Here is a 19,305-nt window from a genome sequence, read left to right on the forward strand (position 1 = left end):
CTGCGGGCCTCGGTTGCGCTGTGCGAGCTAAGTTTAGTCTTTTATGATTCAAAAAGGGTTTGTTCATGAGCTGGTTCAGCAGGAATCCGTCGGCTGTATTGGGAGTGGATATCAGTACGGCGGCGGTCAAGTTGTTGGAGCTAAGTCGGGCAGGTGCGCGATATAAAGTCGAGAGTTACGCCGTAGTGCCGCTACCCCAGGACGCCATCGTTGATAAGAATATCACTAATGTCGAGCAAATTGGCGGAGCGATCAAGGCAGCGGTCAAGCAATCGGCTACCAAGGCCAAGCATGCCAGTGTCGCTGTTGCCGGCTCGTCGGTAATGACGAAGATCATATCGATGCCGGCTTCGCTGACCGATGCCGAGATGGAAGAACAGATCATGGTCGAAGCGGACCAGTACATTCCTTATTCGCTTGACGAGGTGAATTTGGATTTCGAGGTGCAAGGGGTAACGAAAAGCAACCCGGATATGGTGGATGTGCTGCTTGCGGCGTCCCGGCGGGAAAATATCGAAGACCGCGTTGCAGCACTGGCTTATGCCGGCTTGAAAACGGTGGTGGTCGATGTCGAGGCATTTGCCATGGAAAATGCTTTTTCGCTGTTGATTGACCAACTGCCCGAAGGGATTGGCGGTATGACTGTCGCGATCGCCGATATCGGCGCGACGATGACGTCGTTGAATATATTGCATGCCGGAAAGACGGTTTACACCCGTGAACAGGGTTTCGGAGGCAAACAATTGACCGAGGAAATTCAACGCCGTTACGGACTTTCCTACGAAGAGGCGGGGTTGGCCAAGAAGCATGGCGGTTTGCCGGACAACTACGCGGCCGACGTACTGGAGCCTTTCAAAAAAGCCATGTTGCAGCAAATTGCTAGATCGCTCCAATTTTTCGTGTCTTCAAGCGCCAACCGTGGCGTCGACGCATTGATTCTGGCGGGCGGTTGCGCGTCTATCGCGGGGTTGGACAAATTAGTCGAGCGCGATTTGGGCATACCTTCTTACATAGCCAATCCGTTTATCAATATGGCGCTGTCCAATCGGGTAAAGCCGCAAAGTCTCAGTAACGATACGCCGGCGATGATGATTGCTTGCGGCTTGGCGTTAAGGAGTTTCGACTAATGGCCAGAATTAATTTACTGCCTTGGCGCGAGGAGCTCAGGAAAAGGCGGCAACAGGAATTTGTTGCCGGTATTGGCGCGGGAATAGTGGCCACCGCATTTATTTTGGTGGTTGTCTATTTATACATCGAAGGTTTGAAGGAATACCAGACCTTGCGTAACACAATGCTCCAAAACGAGATTTCCATTCTCGACAAGAGAATTCAGGAAATAAAAGATATCGAAGACAAGAAAAGCCGATTGTTGACCAAGATCGAAGTCATTCAAAAACTGCAGGAAAGCCGTCCGGAAGTGGTGCATCTGTTTGAAGAGCTTTCTAAAACTACGCCTGAAGGCGTTTATATAACTAAATTCGTTCAAGCGGGGGCTCTGATAACGTTGGACGGTAAGGCGGAATCCAATGCCAGGGTGTCGGCTTATATGCGGGCAATAGACAATTCTTTGTGGCTGAACGGCGCCGTACTCACAGTGATTCGGGGCGAGGGTAAGAAAAGCGGAACCATGAACGACTTTACGTTGACGGCAAAGCAGGGAAAGAAAGCCGATAACGTTCCAGGAGGGGCCGCAAAATGAATTTGTCGGAAGTCAATTGGGACGTCAATGCTGCGGGTAGTTGGCCGACACCGCTAAAAATTATCGTCATTGTCATTTTTTCGCTTCTGACCGCCGCTGCCGGCGTGTACTTGGTCACGATCCCGCAGTTGGATGAGTTGGAGGCGTTGGAAAAACAAGAGGCCAGTTTGAAGAGCGCATTCGAAGTCAAACAGAAGAAAGCCATTAATTTGCAGGATTACCGGGATCAACTCGAACAGATCGAGGCGTCGCTGGGCGACATGTTGAAGCAGATGCCGACCAAAGCGGAAGTGGCCAGTTTGCTGGTCGACATTTCCCAGACCGGGCTAGCCAGCGGCTTGGAATTCAAGTTGTTCCAACCCGGCGCGGAGGTTAATCGGGAGTTCTATTCGGAATTGCCGATCAACATTCAGGTTGTCGGCAAATATGAGGAACTGGGTTTATTTGTCAGCGGATTGGCGTCCTTGCCGCGTATCGTTACGGTACACGATGTGCAAATTACCCCGCTAGGTAAAGAAGGTAAAGACGGGATGACCATGGCGGCCATCATCAAAACCTACAACGAAAGCGAATCCGGGCAAGCCGGTGCGGCGGCGAAAAAACGGAGAGGACAGTGATGGGGATTGAGTGCAGAGTCGTCTCGACTCCGGCATGCTTGGCGTTCTTGTTGGTTCTTAGCGGTTGCGGTGGCGACGACGTCAGCGATCTGAATAAATATGTTCAGGAAGTCAAATCTCGGCCCAAGGCGCCGATAGAGCCTTTGCCTGAAATAAAAGTGGTGGAGTCGTTTATTTTTAAACCGGACGGTTTGCGCGATCCGTTCCGGCAGATCGAGAGAGCGAATGACGACAGCAGTGTCGACGTTTCCGGGGTGAGCGGTATTCATCCCGATACCGAACGCCGCAAAGAAGAGCTGGAGGCTTATCCGCTGGATACTTTACGCATGGTGGGAACGTTGCGCAACGAGAAGGGGTTCTGGGGACTGATCAGAGCGAATGACGGGACCATACACCGGGTTCAAGTTGGGAATCATATGGGGCAAAACTACGGCAAAATTTTGCGTATCCTCGACGACAAAATAGAGCTGATGGAGATCGTTCCGGACAAACCTGGCACTTGGCGCGAACAAGAGTCCGCGTTAGCGATGGCCGATGATAAAGGGTTATAAAATAATGAGTATCGAACTTAATAATGGCGTACGGATTGGCTTGGGACGGTTTTCGAGTCAACGATGGTTTCTGTTTTTGGTGTTGTTGCTGGCCGGGATGCCGGTGCGAGCCGAAGATGCGGCAATCAATAACCTCGAGTTCTCTTCGTTAGCCGGTAATCAAGTCCAAATCCAGTTGGAAACCAGTGGCGGATTGGTCGAGCCGAAAATATTTCAAACCGATAACCCGTCGAGAATTGCGTTAGATTTCGCTGGCGTCAAGAGTAATTTGGCGAAAAAAAGTTTTCCGATCAATCAAGGTGCCGCCGGCACCGTATATGTAGTGGAAGCATCCGGTCGTACCCGGGTCATTATTAACCTGATCGAGAAAGTGCCCTACGAGACTCGAGTTGAGGGCGATAAGTTTTACGTGCTACTGAAGTCGGCCGGTACGGTTTCCGCTGTCAACACGACAGTGCAACAAGCGCCTTCTGCGGCGAAGAATTCGGTGATCAGCAAGTTTTTGCCCGAGCAAAATATCAGGAGCATTGATTTTAGGCGGGGGCCGAATGGAGAAGGGCGCTTGCTGTTGGGTTTGTCGGCGGCCAACACCGTGGTGGACACCAAGCAGAGCGGCGGTAAAGTGGTGTTGAATTTTTTGAATACCCGTTTGCCGGAGTCATTGGTCAAGAGCTTTGATGTATCGGATTTTGCCACGCCAGTGCAAAGAATCGAGGCGGTTCCGAAAGGTGACAGCGTCAACGTTACGATAACGCCGAACAACGGCAATTACGAATATTCCTCGTATCAAGCCGATAACTTGTTGACGGTGGAGTTCAGACCGTTAACGCCAGCGGAAAAGGAAGCGCAACAAAAGGAAAAGTTTCCCTATGTCGGCAACAAACTGTCTTTGAATTTTCAGGATATCGAGGTTCGTTCGGTGCTCCAGATTCTGGCCGATTTTACCGAGCTGAACATCATCGCTGCCGATTCTGTGGCCGGGAACGTTACTCTACGGTTGAATGACGTGCCGTGGGATCAGGCTTTGGAGCTGATTTTGAAGGCCAAAGGCTTGGCGAAGCGCCAAAATGGCAACGTGGTGATGGTGGCGCCGGTAGCCGAGATCATGAAAATCGAGCAGGAAGAATTGGATTCGAAGAAGATTTTCGAAGAGCTGGAGCCGTTGAAAACTGAAAACGTCCAGATCAATTACGCCAAGGCTTCCGAAATTTGCGGTGTGCTGATGGGTATCGGCAACAACTCACAAGGCGGACAGTCGGGAGCGGGTGGTTCCAGTGGCGGCGGTGGTTGTGGTGGTGGCGGTGGCTCTGTTGCCAGTCCGGCAGGGTTGGGCGGCACGGGTCAAGCCGGCGGATTAGGAGGGGCGACCAGTATGCGATTGCTTTCGCCCCGTGGCACCGCGATCGTGGATGCCCGGACCAATACGTTGATTGTCAAAGATACTGCCAAAGCGATGGAAGACGTCCGTAAAATGATCAAATTATTGGACGTACCGGTGCGGCAAGTGTTGATCGAGTCGCGCATCGTGATCGCAGATACTTCCTTTGCCCAAAATCTGGGTACCAAATTCGGTGTTGCCCACAAGGCCGATGTCAACGGTGGAACGCAATACGGTATGACCGGCAGCGGTGTGGATACCAGTGAAAATTCGCAAATTCTGGCGGATTTAGGTTCGGCGTTGGCGGCGTCCAGCGGCGGTGCTCTGGCGTTGACCTTGGCTCGGGGCGCTGACTATTTGTTGAATTTGGAGATCAATGCGCTGCAGGACGACGGCAAGGGTGAGTTGGTATCCAATCCTCGGGTCATGACCAGCGACCGGGTTCAAGCTTCGATCAAACAAGGGGTGCAAATTCCTTATCAAACCCAAAGTCAAGCAACCGGACCGGTCACGCAGTTGGTCGATGCAGTGTTGGAGTTGAACGTAACTCCGCAAATTACCCCTAGCGGCAGCGTGATTATGCAGCTGGATATCAAAAAAGACTCGCCGGGTACGCCATTGGCGACCGGAGGCAACGCCACCGTACCGATCGATACGCGGCAGTTGAAAACCAAGGTGCAGGTCGAGGACGGCGAAACAGTTGTTCTGGGCGGTATTTACGAGTCTACTGTGCAGGATTCGTATAATACAGTGCCATGGGTGTCTGATCTTCCGGTAATTGGGTGGATGTTCAAAAAGAGCATAAAAACCGATAACAAGAAGGAGTTGCTGGTTTTCATAACGCCTAAGATCGTCAAGGAATCGTTGAGCGCAAAGTAATTGCGTTTGTCGCGGAGATGGTATCCGTAGAAAGGGGGCTTCAGCCCCCTTTTTCATGGTGAGTCCCAGATTGGCGGGACTCTCGTTCTTTCGGGGGGCTGGCTATGGTATATTCGATCGATCAATCTAAACCATCTCGTTTGCTTATGGCGACTGAAAGACTGCTTGCTTTAATTTTATGGTGTCTGCTTTTGCAGGCTTGTGGTCAGACCGGGCCGTTGTATATGCCCGATAGTCAGCCGCCGATTTACGTTCCCAAACAAGAAAAATAAACATGGATTTTTTTAACTATCGGCAACAGGCTTTGTTTGCCGAAAATGTTGCTGTTGAAAGCATTGCCGCCCAATACGGCACACCTTGCTACGTTTATTCGCGTGCCGCGTTGGAACAACAATGGCAAGCCTTTGATCGGGCTTTCGGCTCGCATCGGCATTTAATTTGTTACGCCGTGAAGGCCAACTCAAACATTGCGCTACTCAATTTGTTGGCCCGCTTGGGTTCGGGATTCGATATTGTTTCGTTCGGCGAAATGCAGAGAGTATTGGCGGCTGGAGGGCGTCCCGGCGACATCGTATTTTCTGGGGTAGGCAAGCGCGCGGACGAAATTTTGGCGGCTTTGCAAGTCGGCATCCGTTGTTTTAACGTTGAAGTCAGCGGTGAGCTCGATCGGATCAACGAGTTAGCCGGGCAACTTGGTGTTTTGGCGCCGGTATCGTTCCGAGTGAATCCCGATGTCGATGCCAAAACCCACCCTTACATCTCTACCGGCTTGAAGGAGAATAAATTCGGTATCGACATCGATAGTGCTATCCACGAATACCGGCGCGCGGCGGCTATGCCGAATATTCAAGTGGTCGGGATCGATTGCCATATAGGGTCTCAGCTGACAGGGCTCAATCCGTTTCTGGATGCATTGGATAGGGTGCTGGCGCTGGTGGATTTGCTTGCTGCGGAAGGAATCAAGCTGCATCATTTGGATTTAGGCGGTGGTTTAGGCATTCGCTATCGCGACGAAATGCCGCCGGCGCCGGCGGAATACGTCGATGCGTTGCTGCAGCGTTTGGGCAAATTAGATTTCGAGATTTTGTTGGAACCTGGCAGGGCGATTGTTGGCAATGCCGGTATTTTGCTGACCAAAGTCGAGTACCTAAAGCCAACCCCTAATAAAAATTTTGCGATAGTTGATGCGGCAATGAATGACTTGCTCAGGCCGGCACTTTACAGTGCATGGCAGGATATCGTGCCGGCTCGGTCGGTCAATTCCGGGCAAGAATTGGAATGGGACATTGTCGGCCCTGTTTGCGAGACCGGTGACTTCTTGGGTAAAGGCCGTGTGTTGACGCTGGCTCCGGGCGATTTGTTGGCGGTCCGCTCCGCAGGAGCGTACGGGTTTTCGATGAGCTCGAACTACAATTCCCGGCCTCGTGCGGCCGAGGTGATCGTTGACGGTAGTGACTGCCATCTGGTCCGTGAACGGGAGGGTGTTGAGCAATTATGGATTGGCGAACGCTTGTTGCCATAGGACGGTTATGGAGATTCGTTTTACCAAAATGCACGGCTTAGGTAATGATTTTATCGTCATTGATGCCGTTTCACAGCAGATCGATCTGAGTGCCGGTCAAGTGCGTTTTCTCTCTGACCGGCATTTCGGGGTCGGGTGCGACCAAGTATTGTTAGTCGAGAAGCCTGTCAGCGCAAATGCCGATTTTAAATATCGTATTTTTAACGCCGATGGCAGCGAAGTGTCTCAGTGCGGCAACGGGGCAAGATGTTTTGCCCGTTTCGTGCGGGAAAAAGCATTGTGCGACAAAGCGGAAATTGTCGTGGATACCGATGCCGGTCAATTGGTGTTGGGGTTCGATACTGACGGTTTGGTCCGGGTTAATATGGGGGTGCCGCGGCATGAACCGGAACAGATACCGCTAATCGCACCAAAACAACTACCGATTTATTCGTTATTGCTCGACGACGAATGCATCGAATTTGCCGCGGTTTCCATGGGTAATCCGCATGCGGTGCTGATTGTAGATGATGTTGAGCGAGCGCCTGTAGCGCAATTGGGGCCGCGGTTAGAGCGCCACGAATTTTTTCCGCAAAGGGCTAATATCGGTTTTATGCAGATCGTCGATCAATCATATGTTCGCTTGCGGGTCTATGAGCGAGGTGCTGCGGAAACGTTGGCTTGCGGCAGCGGTGCCTGTGCTGCGGTGGTGGCAGGTATAGAACTCGGCCTGTTGGATAGCCAGGTGACTGTGCGTTTGCCTGGCGGAGAGTTGCGGATCAATTGGTCGGGCAGGGGGTATCCGGTGTTCATGACCGGGCCGGCAGTTACGGTATTTGAGGGGCGAATAAGCATATGATTGACGAGCGGCGCGCGGATATCACGGATGCTTTGGTGGTCGACTACTTGCGGCTTCATCCGGATTTCTTTCATCACCATCTGGACTTGTTGGAGCAAATGCATATCCCGCATCCCAGTGGCAACGCAATTTCCTTGATATCCAAGCAGTTGGAAATCTTCCGGGTCAAGCATCAAGAGCAGGAAAGTCAGCTGAATGAGTTGATAGATATAGCCAGGGAAAATGATGCGTCGTTTAATCGCATGCATGAGTTGACACTGGCTATGTTGGAAGCGAATTCTCTGGAGGATGCGATTGCGAACTTGAGCGATGTGTTGTCAGAATGTTTTCTGACGGATTTTGTCGGAATCAAAATTATCAGGGGTGGCGTCTATTCGCCAATCAGTAATTTGTTTGTTACGGCGGATGAACCGAACTTGAAACATTTTGCCAACGAACTGGCGACCAATCAGCCCAAATGCGGGCGGCCGACGTTGGCGCAAGCGACTTTTTTGTTTGGTGATGTGGCCATGGAAGTCAAGTCGTGTGCGATTATCCCAATGGTGTTTACCCAGCTCGAAGGTCTATTGGCTATTGGTAGCCGCGACGAAAGTCGGTTTCATTACAGTATGGGAAGCGTATTTTTGACTCAGATGAGCGAGATTATTGGGACGCGGTTGATTTCGTTGTTGCAGCAGCTGGGTTAGTGCTGTGGATGCTGCTGCGCATAGCTTAGTAGACTTGTTCTTACGGTATCTGCGCGAAGAAAAGAGGGTTTCGGAGCATACTGCTGTCAATTACCTGCGCGATTTGGCGCGGTTTACCAATTTTTGTTGTTCTAAAGAAATCGGGAGTTGGGCTGATGTGCAGCCGGGCGAAGTGCGCCAATATGTCTCGGCTAGGCATAAGGATCGAATAAGCAGCAAAACCATCGGCCGAGATTTGGCTGCGTTGCGTAGCTTTTACCGATTTTTGCTCAAAGGAAACCATGTTGCGGCCAATCCCGTTTTGCATATTCGGGCGCCCAAGGCCCCAAAAAGATTGCCTAAGGTGTTGGATGTCGATCAGATGTCGGGAATGCTGGATGCAGTGGCTGATTCCGTGTATGAAATACGGGATCTTGCCATGTTCGAACTATTTTACTTATCAGGGCTTAGGCTAAGCGAATTGGTGAAGTTGGATCTGTCCGATGTCGACTTTGCGGCGGGGTTTTTGTTGGTGCGTTTCGGCAAAGGCGGTAAGCAAAGGCAGGTTCCGATTGGTTCCAGCGCCATTGTCGCGGTCAATTGCTGGCTAAATGTTCGCCCGGATTGTAATGAGTCGTCGCTGTTTATATCATTTTCAGGGCGAAGGCTAACCCAGCGTACCGTTCAGCTACGGTTGAGTCGGTGGGGTAAAAAAATAGGTTTGGAAGAGCATGTTCATCCACATATGCTGCGGCATTCTTTTGCTAGCCATCTTTTAGAGTCAAGTCAGGATATTCGGGCTGTTCAGGAGTTGCTCGGACACAGCAGCGTTGCAACGACTCAAATATACACGCATTTGGATTTCCAGCATCTGGCAAAGATTTACGACAGCGCGCATCCTCGGTCAAGAAAATCTCAAGAGAACGCTGAAAATTCGCCAAAGTGAAATTAAAATGTTGACAGGGTGGAGAGGTGTGGTTAGAATGAGCGGCTCTTCACTGCTGACGGTTTTGGGATTTGAAGGTTGAATCCTGGTTTGGTGGTGGCTTTGCTGGCTCTGTTGTTTTGGGGTCGGTAAGTTGGCGATTTCGATTTGGGGAGTTTGAATCGAAAGCCGCTGAAAAAGTGGTTGACATGATTTCTGATTGCTGTAGAATATGTCGGCTCAACAGGGCGAAATGCTCTGGCTCTTTAACAAACTGAATCGAAATAATTTGTGTGGGTATGTGTAGCGATCGATTTCTGTTAGAAATTATCGGTACAGACCACGTCAATTTAAGCTTATAAATTACGTTCTGTAATCGAGTCAAGATTGGTCGCTAATCTTTCTTAGCGACAAACCAAAATTAAACTGAAGAGTTTGATCATGGCTCAGATTGAACGCTGGCGGTATGCTTAACACATGCAAGTCGAACGCTGATAAGGTGCTTGCACCTTTGATGAGTGGCGGACGGGTGAGTAATGCATAGGAATCTGCCTATTAGTGGGGGACAACGTGGGGAAACTCACGCTAATACCGCATACGATCTACGGATGAAAGCAGGGGACCTTCGGGCCTTGCGCTAATAGATGAGCCTATGTCGGATTAGCTAGTTGGTGGGGTAAAGGCCTACCAAGGCGACGATCCGTAGCTGGTCTGAGAGGATGATCAGCCACACTGGGACTGAGACACGGCCCAGACTCCTACGGGAGGCAGCAGTGGGGAATATTGGACAATGGGCGAAAGCCTGATCCAGCAATACCGCGTGTGTGAAGAAGGCCTGAGGGTTGTAAAGCACTTTCAATGGGAAGGAATACCTATCGGTTAATACCCGGTAGACTGACATTACCCATACAAGAAGCACCGGCTAACTCCGTGCCAGCAGCCGCGGTAATACGGAGGGTGCAAGCGTTAATCGGAATTACTGGGCGTAAAGCGTGCGTAGGCGGTTGTTTAAGTCAGATGTGAAAGCCCCGGGCTTAACCTGGGAACTGCATTTGATACTGGATAACTAGAGTTGAGTAGAGGAGAGTGGAATTTCAGGTGTAGCGGTGAAATGCGTAGAGATCTGAAGGAACACCAGTGGCGAAGGCGGCTCTCTGGACTCAAACTGACGCTGAGGTACGAAAGCGTGGGTAGCAAACAGGATTAGATACCCTGGTAGTCCACGCCGTAAACGATGTCAACTAACTGTTGGGTTCTTAAAGAACTTAGTAGTGGAGCTAACGTATTAAGTTGACCGCCTGGGGAGTACGGCCGCAAGGCTAAAACTCAAATGAATTGACGGGGGCCCGCACAAGCGGTGGAGCATGTGGTTTAATTCGATGCAACGCGAAGAACCTTACCTACCCTTGACATCCTCGGAACTTGTCAGAGATGACTTGGTGCCTTCGGGAACCGAGAGACAGGTGCTGCATGGCTGTCGTCAGCTCGTGTTGTGAAATGTTGGGTTAAGTCCCGTAACGAGCGCAACCCTTATCCTTAGTTGCCAGCGAGTAATGTCGGGAACTCTAGGGAGACTGCCGGTGATAAACCGGAGGAAGGTGGGGACGACGTCAAGTCATCATGGCCCTTATGGGTAGGGCTACACACGTGCTACAATGGCCGGTACAGAGGGCAGCGAAACCGTGAGGTCAAGCAAATCCCACAAAGCCGGTCCCAGTCCGGATCGCAGTCTGCAACTCGACTGCGTGAAGTCGGAATCGCTAGTAATCGCGGATCAGAATGCCGCGGTGAATACGTTCCCGGGCCTTGTACACACCGCCCGTCACACCATGGGAGTGGGTTGCAAAAGAAGTAGGTAGTTTAACCTTCGGGAGGGCGCTTACCACTTTGTGATTCATGACTGGGGTGAAGTCGTAACAAGGTAGCCCTAGGGGAACCTGGGGCTGGATCACCTCCTTACAAAGACAGAATCCCGTTACACGTATCCACAACAAATTATTTCGATTGAAAGACGCACCTGGGTCTGTAGCTCAGTTGGTTAGAGCGCACCCCTGATAAGGGTGAGGTCGGAGGTTCAAATCCTCCCAGACCCACCAACGCGAAAAGCAAGACGAAAGCAACAAGGCAACTGAACACGCAAAAGACATTCGTCGGATTGCTGTTTTGATCTTGACGATTTCGGCTTTAGTCTTTTGACTGTTTTCGGGGCCATAGCTCAGCTGGGAGAGCGCCTGCCTTGCACGCAGGAGGTCGGGAGTTCGATCCTCCCTGGCTCCACCACTCGCCAGAGGCAAGCCAAGTGCCCGGGTCCAACGTATCCGTGAAGGCGATCAGCTCTATAATGCTTGAATACAGGCTTTATAGAATTGATCCTTAGATCAATACGCTCTTTAACAATATGGAAATCTGTAACCAAGTCTTGATCGGAAACGATCAAAACTGAAACGAGTTGCGGTTTATCGGAAGTGATTATCGAAAGATAAGCGCCGAAAGTAAATAGCAAGTCGTTCTCAAGCAACATCAGCGAACATGTCAGCTGACAAATAACTTAAATCGTAAGCCTAACAAAGCCGAAGATGAAAATCGGAAGCGAAGTAAAAGCAGACGTATTCGGGTTATATGGTCAAGTGAATAAGCGCATACGGTGGATGCCTAGGCAGTAAGAGGCGATGAAAGACGTGGTAGCCTGCGAAAAGCTTCGGGGAGGCGGCAAACAGCCTGTGATCCGGAGATGTCTGAATGGGGAAACCCGGCGAGGATAACCTCGTCATCTTTGAGTGAATACATAGCTCACTGAAGCGAACCCGGAGAACTGAAACATCTAAGTACCCGGAGGAAAAGAAATCAACCGAGATTCCCTTAGTAGTGGCGAGCGAACGGGGACCAGCCCTTAAGTGTTGATGACGTTAGTGGAACGGTCTGGAAAGTCCGGCGATACAGGGTGATAGCCCCGTACACGAAAACGTCTTCAGCATGAAATCGAGTAGGTCGGCGCACGTGAAACGTTGACTGAATATGGGGGGACCATCCTCCAAGGCTAAATACTCCTTACTGACCGATAGTGAACCAGTACCGTGAGGGAAAGGCGAAAAGAACCGCGGAGAGCGGAGTGAAATAGAACCTGAAACCGTATGCGTACAAGCAGTGGGAGCCCCTTCGTGGGGTGACTGCGTACCTTTTGTATAATGGGTCAGCGACTTACATTTTGTGGCAAGCTTAACCGAATAGGGGAGGCGTAGGGAAACCGAGTCTTAATAGGGCGTTTAGTCGCAAGGTGTAGACCCGAAACCGGGCGATCTATCCATGACCAGGTTGAAGGTGTGGTAACACACACTGGAGGACCGAACCCACTCCCGTTGAAAAGGTAGGGGATGAGTTGTGGATCGGAGTGAAAGGCTAATCAAGCTCGGAGATAGCTGGTTCTCCTCGAAAGCTATTTAGGTAGCGCCTCGTGTATAACTGCTGGGGGTAGAGCACTGTTTCGGCTAGGGGGTCATCCCGACTTACCAACCCGATGCAAACTCCGAATACCAGCAAGTTTCAGCACGGGAGACACACGGCGGGTGATAAGGTCCGTCGTGAAAAGGGAAACAGCCCAGACCGTCAGCTAAGGTCCCCAAATCTATGCTCAGTGGGAAACGATGTGGAAAGGCACAGACAGCCAGGAGGTTGGCTTAGAAGCAGCCACCCTTTAAAGAAAGCGTAATAGCTCACTGGTCGAGTCGGTCTGCGCGGAAGATTCACCGGGGCTAAGCATAGTACCGAAGCTACGGATTCACGCTTTGCGTGAGTGGTAGAGGAGCGTTCCGTACGCCTGCGAAGGTCGATTGAGAAGTCGGCTGGAGGTATCGGAAGTGCGAATGCTGACATAAGTAACGATAAAGGGGGTGAAAAACCCCCTCGCCGTAAACCCAAGGTTTCCTGCGCAACGTTAATCGACGCAGGGTTAGTCGGCACCTAAGGCGAGGCAGAAATGCGTAGTCGATGGAAAACAGGTTAATATTCCTGTACCAGTAGTAACTGCGATGGGGTGACGGAGAAGGCTATATCAGCGGTCGGTTGGAAGTGGCCGTTTAAGCAAGTAGGCATGTACCTTAGGCAAATCCGGGGTACTTTATGCTGAGATGTGATGACGAGTGTCTCGAAAGAAACGCGAAGTGATAGATGCCCTGCTTCCAGGAAAAACCTCTAAGCTTCAGGTTACTAGTGGCCGTACCCTAAACCGACACAGGTGGGTGGGATGAAAATTCTAAGGCGCTTGAGAGAACCCAGGTGAAGGAACTAGGCAAAATGATACCGTAACTTCGGGAGAAGGTATGCCCTCATTACGTGAAGGTCCTCGCGACTGGAGCGGAAGGGGGTTGCAAAAAATCGGTGGCTGCGACTGTTTAGCAAAAACATAGCACTCTGCAAACACGAAAGTGGACGTATAGGGTGTGACGCCTGCCCGGTGCTGGAAGGTTAATTGATGGGGTTATCTTCGGAGAAGCTCTTGATCGAAGCCCCAGTAAACGGCGGCCGTAACTATAACGGTCCTAAGGTAGCGAAATTCCTTGTCGGGTAAGTTCCGACCTGCACGAATGGCGTAACGATGGCCACACTGTCTCCACCTGGGACTCAGTGAAATTGAAATCGCTGTGAAGATGCAGTGTACCCGCGGCTAGACGGAAAGACCCCGTGCACCTTTACTATAGCTTGACACTGGACTTTGAACCTACTTGTGTAGGATAGGTGGGAGGCTGTGAAGCAGGAACGCCAGTTCTTGTGGAGCCATCCTTGAAATACCACCCTGGTATGTTTGGAGTTCTAACCTCGATCCATTATCTGGATTAGGGACAGTGTCTGGTGGGTAGTTTGACTGGGGCGGTCTCCTCCCAAAGAGTAACGGAGGAGCACGAAGGTACCCTCAGCCTGGTCGGAAATCAGGCAATGAGTGCAAAGGCATAAGGGTGCTTGACTGCGAGACGGACAAGTCGAGCAGGTACGAAAGTAGGTCTTAGTGATCCGGTGGTTCTGTATGGAAGGGCCATCGCTCAACGGATAAAAGGTACGCCGGGGATAACAGGCTGATACCGCCCAAGAGTTCATATCGACGGCGGTGTTTGGCACCTCGATGTCGGCTCATCACATCCTGGGGCTGAAGCAGGTCCCAAGGGTATGGCTGTTCGCCATTTAAAGTGGTACGCGAGCTGGGTTCAGAACGTCGTGAGACAGTTCGGTCCCTATCTGCCGTGGGCGTTTGAGATTTGAGGGAAGCTGCTTCTAGTACGAGAGGACCGAAGTGGACGAACCTCTGGTGTTCCGGTTGTCATGCCAATGGCATTGCCGGGTAGCCACGTTCGGACAGGATAACCGCTGAAAGCATCTAAGCGGGAAGCCCCTCCCAAGATGAGATCTCACTGGGACTTTAAGTCCCCTGAAGGGCCGTTGGAGACGACGACGTTGATAGGCACGGTGTGGAAGTCCAGTAATGGGCGTAGCTAACGTGTACTAATTGCCCGTGAGGCTTGACCATATAACACCCAATGCGTTTGGGTAGCAGTTGACTGCTGATAACAAACTGAGAACGACAAACTCGCTACAGATTTCCATGAGAACAGGTCAAGGGGCAAAGTCCCGCGAAGCCACACGCTTCGAACCTGTGCATGACGGCTGCAACAACAGCCTAACCAGTTTGCTTGGTGAACATAGCAAGCGTGAACCACCCGATCCCATCCCGAACTCGGAAGTGAAACCGCTTAGCGCCGATGATAGTGTGGCAGGTTGCCATGTGAAAGTAGGTCATCGCCAAGCTCTTAAACATAAAGCCCGTCTCAGACGGGCTTTTTTTTTGCCTAGACTCTTCTCACAGCTGCGTGCGCCAGGCAAGCTGCAGTACGCGATGGCTCAATCCAGGTACGGGACACGTAAGGCTGCTAATCCGCCTAGAGAGTCGTTCAATTCGACTACATTGCGGCAATTCGTGCTCGCCAGTCAGCTAAATTGAATCGACCAGTCACCCGAGAAACGACATTCCTTTCCCGGCCAATCAAAAAACTGCTGGGCGTCAACCATACATCCCCAAAGGCCCTCGCATGGACTCCTTCGATATCCAAGGCTACTGCATACGGCAATTTCCGCATTTCGCTCAACTGCTTTACTCGGCTGGGAATGTCGTAAGGCATCGCTACCGCAATTATTTGCAAACCCTTGTGGGCGAATTGTTGGTGCAAAGCGATTAAATCCGGAATTTCTTCGATACAGGCCCGGCAGTCGGTCGCCCAAAATGTGATCAATACTGGCTGACCGCCCAATTCTCGGAGCCCAATTTGCTCGCCACTTAGCGTGGTGAATACAGAATCGTTTAGACAATGCCTCCTATCGGGATGGGGGATAGCTATTACAAGAGTGATGGGCTATAAGCCAAAGCACTAACGACAGTCGTATAAGCCATCAATGAATGCATATAAGTCGCTTTTTAAGCTGAAAGCGCCGCTGCGTTTATAAGGTGTAGGCCGCAAAATAGTGTATCGAGAGCTAAGTTGAGGAGGCTATTTATGTGAGTGCCGGAAAAAATTGAAATTGTCTTGACAACAATTTGCTAGGTGGTAGACTGCCTCGCACCTTGAGGGACGTGGGTGTCTTCGAAAGAAGTCTGGTAATAAGGAAAAACAAAGAACTCCCGATTCGATCGGGGATTTAGATAATCTTTTAGGAGGTAGAAATGGCTGCTACAACTGAATCAGTTAAGGCTGATGCTGCGGAAGCACCGCTTTTAAATCAAAAAAACCTGTGGGCAGGCGTTGCTCTGTACTTGGTTTTTTATTCATTCATTCGTTGGTATGAAGGTGTTTACGGCTGGTCCGCTGGTCTTGACTCTTTCGCGCCTGAGTTTGAAACATACTGGATGAACATGCTGTACATCGAGATCGTTATCGAAGTACTGTTGTTTGCTGGTATCAACGGCTATATCTGGAAAACTCGTGATCGCAAAGTAATGTCAATCACTCCACGTGAAGAATTGCGTCGTCATTTCACACACTGGACTTGGTTGGTTTGCTACGGTTGGGCTATCTACTGGGGTGCTTCTTACTTCACCGAGCAAGACGGTACTTGGCACCAAACTATCGTTCGTGATACCGACTTTACTCCAAGTCATATCATCGAATTCTACCTGTCATACCCGATCTACATCATCACTGGTTCGGCTTCTTTTATGTATGCAAAAACAAGACTGCCTACATACCATGAAGGCCTGCATCTGATGTACTTGGTTGCGGTTATTGGTCCTTTCATGATTCTGCCTAACGTAGGTTTGAATGAGTGGGGTCACACATTCTGGTTTATGGAAGAGTTGTTCGTTGCTCCATTGCACTACGGTTTCGTATTCTTTGGTTGGGCTGCTCTGGCTGTAATGGGTGTTGTGAACACCGAAGTAATGGCAATTGCAAAATTGCTGAAAAAAGATCTGGCTTAATAGCTTATCTTTAAAAAGTAAAATACTATCTCCTTTCCTGCCGCTGCTTTAGCTGGTGGCGGTAGGATAAAGAGAAGTGAAAAAAATATAATTTTAATTCTTTAGGAGGTAAGCTAATGAGCGCATCTCAATCAGCTGTACGTTCTCGTGCGGAAGCGGTTCAAGTTTCCCGTACGTTTGACTGGATGATTCTTTTTACACTGTTCACCGCGGTTCTGGGTGGCTATCACATTCACTACATGTTGACCGGTGGTGACTGGGACTTCTGGACCGACTGGAAAGATAGACGTCTGTGGGTTACTGTAGCTCCTATCGTTTCTATTACATTCCCTGCGGCTGTTCAAGCTTGCTTGTGGTGGAGATACCGTTTGCCAATTGGCGCAACGATTTCTGTTGTTGCTCTGATGGTAGGTGAGTGGATCAACCGTTACATGAACTTCTGGGGTTGGACTTACTTCCCAGTTAACATTTGCTTCCCATCTAACCTGCTGCCAGGCGCTATCGTTCTGGACGTGGTTCTGATGTTGGGCAACAGCATGACTCTGACCGCTGTAATCGGTGGTTTGGCATACGGTTTGTTGTTCTACCCAGGCAACTGGCCTGTTATCGCTCCGTTGCACGTTCCTGTTGAATACAACGGCATGATGATGACTTTGGCTGACTTGCAAGGTTACCACTACGTACGTACCGGTACACCTGAGTACATCCGTATGGTTGAGAAAGGTACATTAAGAACTTTCGGTAAAGACGTTGCTCCTGTATCAGCGTTCTTCTCCGGTTTCGTTTCTATCATCATCTACTTCTTGTGGCACTTCTTCGGTCGTTGGTTTGCTAAAACTGACTTCATCGCTGACGACGCTTCTTAATTTGAAGTAGTAAGAAAATGAACTTGGCGGCAATATGTCGCCGTCAAAAAGTCTTAATTTAATTTCTCTAGTAATAGAGGAGGAAATATGAAAATAATAAAAGACAAAGTTGCAAAACTGTCCTTTGTCGCACTGTTGGTTGCAATGGCAACAGCGATGTTCTACGCTCCAGCAGCATCTGCTCATGGTGAAAAGTCACAGGCTGCGTTCATGCGTATGCGTACTATTCACTGGTTTGACCTGAACTGGTCAAAAGAAGAAGTGGCTGTCAACGATACAATGACAATTTCTGGTAAATTCCTGGTATTCGCAGGCTGGCCAGAAACTGTTGATAAACCAGAAGTTTCATTCTTGAACGTTGGTATCCCTGGTCCAGTATTTATCCGTGCTGGTTCTTGGATCGGTGGTCAACTGGTTCCTCGTTCAGTTTCTTTGGAACTCGGTGAAGTTTATGAGTTTAAAGTTCTGTTGAAAGCTCGTCGTCCTGGCGACTGGCACGTTCACTCAATGATGAACGTACAAGGCGGTGGTCCAATCATCGGTCCTGGTAAATGGGTAACTGTAACTGGTTCTATGAGCGAGTTCGTAAACCCAGTAACCACTTTGACTGGTCAAACCATCAACTTGGAAAACTACGCTCTGGATAACGTTTACTTCTGGCACGCTGTATGGTTCGCAATTGCGTTCGCATGGTTGCTGTTCTGGATCAAACGTCCTATCTTCGTTCCACGCCATATCGCTGTAAGCACTGGCAAAGCAGATTCTTTGATATCAGCTGGTGACAAAAAGGTCGGTATGTTGTTTGCTGTTGGTACCATGGTAATCGTAGCGGCTTCTATGGCTTCTACTAATGAAAAATACCCTGTTACTACTCCGCTGCAAGCTGGTTTGTTGCGTGGTATGAAAACTTACCAAATGCCTGAGTCAACTGTTTCTGTAAAAGTTGATGATGCTACTTATCGTGTTCCTGGTCGTGCAATGCAAATGACCTTGACCGTTACAAACAATGGCGATTCTGCTATTCGTTTGGGTGAGTTCAACACTGCTGGCGTTCGCTTCTTGGATCCTGCTGTTCACGAAGACGACACCAACTATCCTGATGACTTGTTGGCCGAAGAAGGCTTGTCTGTTAGCGATAACAGCCCGCTGGCTCCAGGTGAAACCCGCACTATCGAAGTTACCGCTTCTGATGCTGCTTGGGAAGTTTACCGTCTGGCTGACTTGATCTATGACCCAGACAGCCGTTTTGCTGGCTTGTTGTTCTTCTGGGATGCAAACGGCAACCGTCAATTGGTAACTGTTGACGCACCGCTGATCCCAACTTTCATCTAATATTTGAAAGTGTTCTAGGTTTGTAAAAACTTAGGATTGAAAAACAAACCCCCGCTATTGAAAGATAGCGGGGGTTTTTTTTGGAGTAAATTTCTGATAAAACACATAAATCAATGTTTTAATCGGAATGAATATTTGAGTTTAAGAGTACAGAGATGAAGAAAGTAATGTTAGTTTGTGTGATATTTTTATTGGTGGGGTGTGCGGAAAAGGAAGAATATCAAAATGTTGTGTTGGAACAGATGAAAGGAGATAAAGATATTAATGACTACAAAATAGCGCCCGAAAAGATGACAAAATGCGTAGTCCAAACTTCATCGTCAAATATGCCGGGATTGTTTTTTTTGGATCCATTGCGTAGGCAAGCGTATAAAAACTATACAAAGATGTTGCAGCTCAATAAAGCTAGCGACCCCAAAAAAAGCCTAGATGAGTTAAGGCACGAGTTTGGCGACGCAAAGAAGCTCTCGGAAGCGCATTCTAATTATGTAGAAAGTGTGGTTGATTGTATGTCCAATCTAGTTTCTTCTACAGAAGAAACTCAAAACAAGTAGTGGCGTCGGTTCTAGATCACTTA

General features: G+C 49.7%; 15 protein-coding genes, 2 tRNA genes and 3 rRNA genes. 19 read left to right on the top strand and 1 reads right to left on the bottom strand.

Annotated features, from left to right (window positions below):
- Positions 1-65: 65 nt before the first annotated feature.
- From ACH518_RS06140 to rrf, 15 genes are all read left to right on the top strand, one after another.
- Positions 66-1,127 carry a pilus assembly protein PilM gene (locus ACH518_RS06140; protein WP_140914059.1) on the top strand — a complete coding sequence of 354 codons (1,062 nt, stop codon included), beginning with the start codon at positions 66-68 and terminating at the stop codon, positions 1,125-1,127.
- The gene (locus ACH518_RS06145; RefSeq protein WP_445372255.1) at positions 1,127-1,699 is read left to right on the top strand and encodes a PilN domain-containing protein; all 573 of its coding nucleotides are present in this window, start codon (positions 1,127-1,129) and stop codon (positions 1,697-1,699) included. Before ACH518_RS06140 ends, ACH518_RS06145 begins: the two co-directional genes overlap by 1 nt.
- Complete coding sequence (locus ACH518_RS06150) at positions 1,696-2,316, top strand: type IV pilus inner membrane component PilO (RefSeq protein WP_140914057.1); 621 nt, start codon at positions 1,696-1,698, stop codon at positions 2,314-2,316. Before ACH518_RS06145 ends, ACH518_RS06150 begins: the two co-directional genes overlap by 4 nt.
- Complete coding sequence (locus ACH518_RS06155) at positions 2,316-2,867, top strand: pilus assembly protein PilP (RefSeq protein ID WP_140914133.1); 552 nt, start codon at positions 2,316-2,318, stop codon at positions 2,865-2,867. The genes ACH518_RS06150 and ACH518_RS06155 overlap by 1 nt, the downstream gene beginning before the upstream one ends.
- A gap of 4 nt (positions 2,868-2,871) precedes the next feature.
- Entirely contained in the window at positions 2,872-5,124 is a 2,253-nt protein-coding gene (gene pilQ, locus ACH518_RS06160) for a type IV pilus secretin PilQ (RefSeq protein WP_445372256.1), read from the top strand.
- Between the two features lie 146 nt (positions 5,125-5,270).
- Positions 5,271-5,396, top strand: coding sequence for an LPS translocon maturation chaperone LptM (gene lptM / locus ACH518_RS06165; protein ID WP_140914132.1), 126 nt, complete (start codon positions 5,271-5,273; stop codon positions 5,394-5,396).
- Between the two features lie 2 nt (positions 5,397-5,398).
- On the top strand, positions 5,399-6,646 hold the full coding sequence (gene lysA, locus ACH518_RS06170; protein WP_445372257.1) for a diaminopimelate decarboxylase: 1,248 nt from the start codon (positions 5,399-5,401) through the stop codon (positions 6,644-6,646).
- Between the two features lie 7 nt (positions 6,647-6,653).
- Positions 6,654-7,484 carry a diaminopimelate epimerase gene (gene dapF / locus ACH518_RS06175; RefSeq protein WP_445372258.1) on the top strand — a complete coding sequence of 277 codons (831 nt, stop codon included), beginning with the start codon at positions 6,654-6,656 and terminating at the stop codon, positions 7,482-7,484.
- Positions 7,481-8,170 carry a DUF484 family protein gene (locus ACH518_RS06180; RefSeq protein WP_445372259.1) on the top strand — a complete coding sequence of 230 codons (690 nt, stop codon included), beginning with the start codon at positions 7,481-7,483 and terminating at the stop codon, positions 8,168-8,170. The genes dapF and ACH518_RS06180 overlap by 4 nt, the downstream gene beginning before the upstream one ends.
- Positions 8,171-8,174: 4 nt before the next feature.
- A complete protein-coding gene (gene xerC / locus ACH518_RS06185) occupies positions 8,175-9,095 on the top strand; it encodes a tyrosine recombinase XerC (protein ID WP_445372260.1) in 921 nt (306 codons plus the stop codon).
- A 402-nt stretch (positions 9,096-9,497) separates the two neighbouring features.
- Positions 9,498-11,033: ribosomal RNA gene (locus ACH518_RS06190) — 16S ribosomal RNA — on the top strand.
- Positions 11,034-11,093: 60 nt separating this feature from the next.
- Positions 11,094-11,170, top strand: a tRNA-Ile gene (locus tag ACH518_RS06195).
- Positions 11,171-11,278: 108 nt separating this feature from the next.
- Positions 11,279-11,354, top strand: a tRNA-Ala gene (locus ACH518_RS06200).
- 341 nt (positions 11,355-11,695) lie between these two features.
- Positions 11,696-14,589, top strand: a 23S ribosomal RNA gene (locus tag ACH518_RS06205).
- A 162-nt stretch (positions 14,590-14,751) separates the two neighbouring features.
- Positions 14,752-14,867 (top strand): 5S ribosomal RNA (gene rrf / locus ACH518_RS06210).
- The 16S, 23S and 5S rRNA genes sit together here with 2 tRNA genes alongside, the layout of an rRNA operon.
- A gap of 152 nt (positions 14,868-15,019) precedes the next feature.
- On the opposite strand, the gene ACH518_RS06215 is transcribed toward rrf, so the two are convergent.
- Entirely contained in the window at positions 15,020-15,466 is a 447-nt protein-coding gene (locus tag ACH518_RS06215) for a TlpA disulfide reductase family protein (RefSeq protein WP_445372974.1), read from the bottom strand.
- A 311-nt stretch (positions 15,467-15,777) separates the two neighbouring features.
- Between ACH518_RS06215 and amoC the strand changes: the two genes are divergently transcribed.
- The 4 genes from amoC to ACH518_RS06235 all read left to right on the top strand — a co-directional run bounded on the left by amoC (position 15,778) and on the right by ACH518_RS06235 (position 19,282).
- A complete protein-coding gene (gene amoC / locus ACH518_RS06220; RefSeq protein WP_140912023.1) occupies positions 15,778-16,530 on the top strand; it encodes a bacterial ammonia monooxygenase, subunit AmoC in 753 nt (250 codons plus the stop codon).
- A 116-nt stretch (positions 16,531-16,646) separates the two neighbouring features.
- The gene (amoA, locus tag ACH518_RS06225; RefSeq protein WP_445372261.1) at positions 16,647-17,396 is read left to right on the top strand and encodes a bacterial ammonia monooxygenase, subunit AmoA; all 750 of its coding nucleotides are present in this window, start codon (positions 16,647-16,649) and stop codon (positions 17,394-17,396) included.
- Between the two features lie 87 nt (positions 17,397-17,483).
- The gene (amoB, locus tag ACH518_RS06230) at positions 17,484-18,728 is read left to right on the top strand and encodes a bacterial ammonia monooxygenase, subunit AmoB (protein ID WP_140912025.1); all 1,245 of its coding nucleotides are present in this window, start codon (positions 17,484-17,486) and stop codon (positions 18,726-18,728) included.
- 155 nt (positions 18,729-18,883) lie between these two features.
- The gene (locus ACH518_RS06235) at positions 18,884-19,282 is read left to right on the top strand and encodes a hypothetical protein (protein ID WP_445372262.1); all 399 of its coding nucleotides are present in this window, start codon (positions 18,884-18,886) and stop codon (positions 19,280-19,282) included.
- Positions 19,283-19,305: the final 23 nt, after the last annotated feature.

This window comes from Methylomonas sp. HW2-6, assembly GCF_052474525.1.

Excerpts from the sequence above, each read along its gene's own strand:
- ACH518_RS06140 (WP_140914059.1), top strand. The coding sequence starts at position 66 with ATGAGCTGGTTCAGCAGGAATCCGTCGGCTGTATTGGGAGTGGATATC.
- ACH518_RS06145 (WP_445372255.1), top strand. The coding sequence starts at position 1,127 with ATGGCCAGAATTAATTTACTGCCTTGGCGCGAGGAGCTCAGGAAAAGG.
- ACH518_RS06150 (WP_140914057.1), top strand. The coding sequence starts at position 1,696 with ATGAATTTGTCGGAAGTCAATTGGGACGTCAATGCTGCGGGTAGTTGG.
- ACH518_RS06155 (WP_140914133.1), top strand. The coding sequence starts at position 2,316 with ATGGGGATTGAGTGCAGAGTCGTCTCGACTCCGGCATGCTTGGCGTTC.
- pilQ (WP_445372256.1), top strand. The coding sequence starts at position 2,872 with ATGAGTATCGAACTTAATAATGGCGTACGGATTGGCTTGGGACGGTTT.
- lptM (WP_140914132.1), top strand. The coding sequence starts at position 5,271 with ATGGCGACTGAAAGACTGCTTGCTTTAATTTTATGGTGTCTGCTTTTG.
- lysA (WP_445372257.1), top strand. The coding sequence starts at position 5,399 with ATGGATTTTTTTAACTATCGGCAACAGGCTTTGTTTGCCGAAAATGTT.
- dapF (WP_445372258.1), top strand. The coding sequence starts at position 6,654 with ATGGAGATTCGTTTTACCAAAATGCACGGCTTAGGTAATGATTTTATC.
- ACH518_RS06180 (WP_445372259.1), top strand. The coding sequence starts at position 7,481 with ATGATTGACGAGCGGCGCGCGGATATCACGGATGCTTTGGTGGTCGAC.
- amoC (WP_140912023.1), top strand. The coding sequence starts at position 15,778 with ATGGCTGCTACAACTGAATCAGTTAAGGCTGATGCTGCGGAAGCACCG.
- amoA (WP_445372261.1), top strand. The coding sequence starts at position 16,647 with ATGAGCGCATCTCAATCAGCTGTACGTTCTCGTGCGGAAGCGGTTCAA.
- amoB (WP_140912025.1), top strand. The coding sequence starts at position 17,484 with ATGAAAATAATAAAAGACAAAGTTGCAAAACTGTCCTTTGTCGCACTG.
- ACH518_RS06235 (WP_445372262.1), top strand. The coding sequence starts at position 18,884 with ATGAAGAAAGTAATGTTAGTTTGTGTGATATTTTTATTGGTGGGGTGT.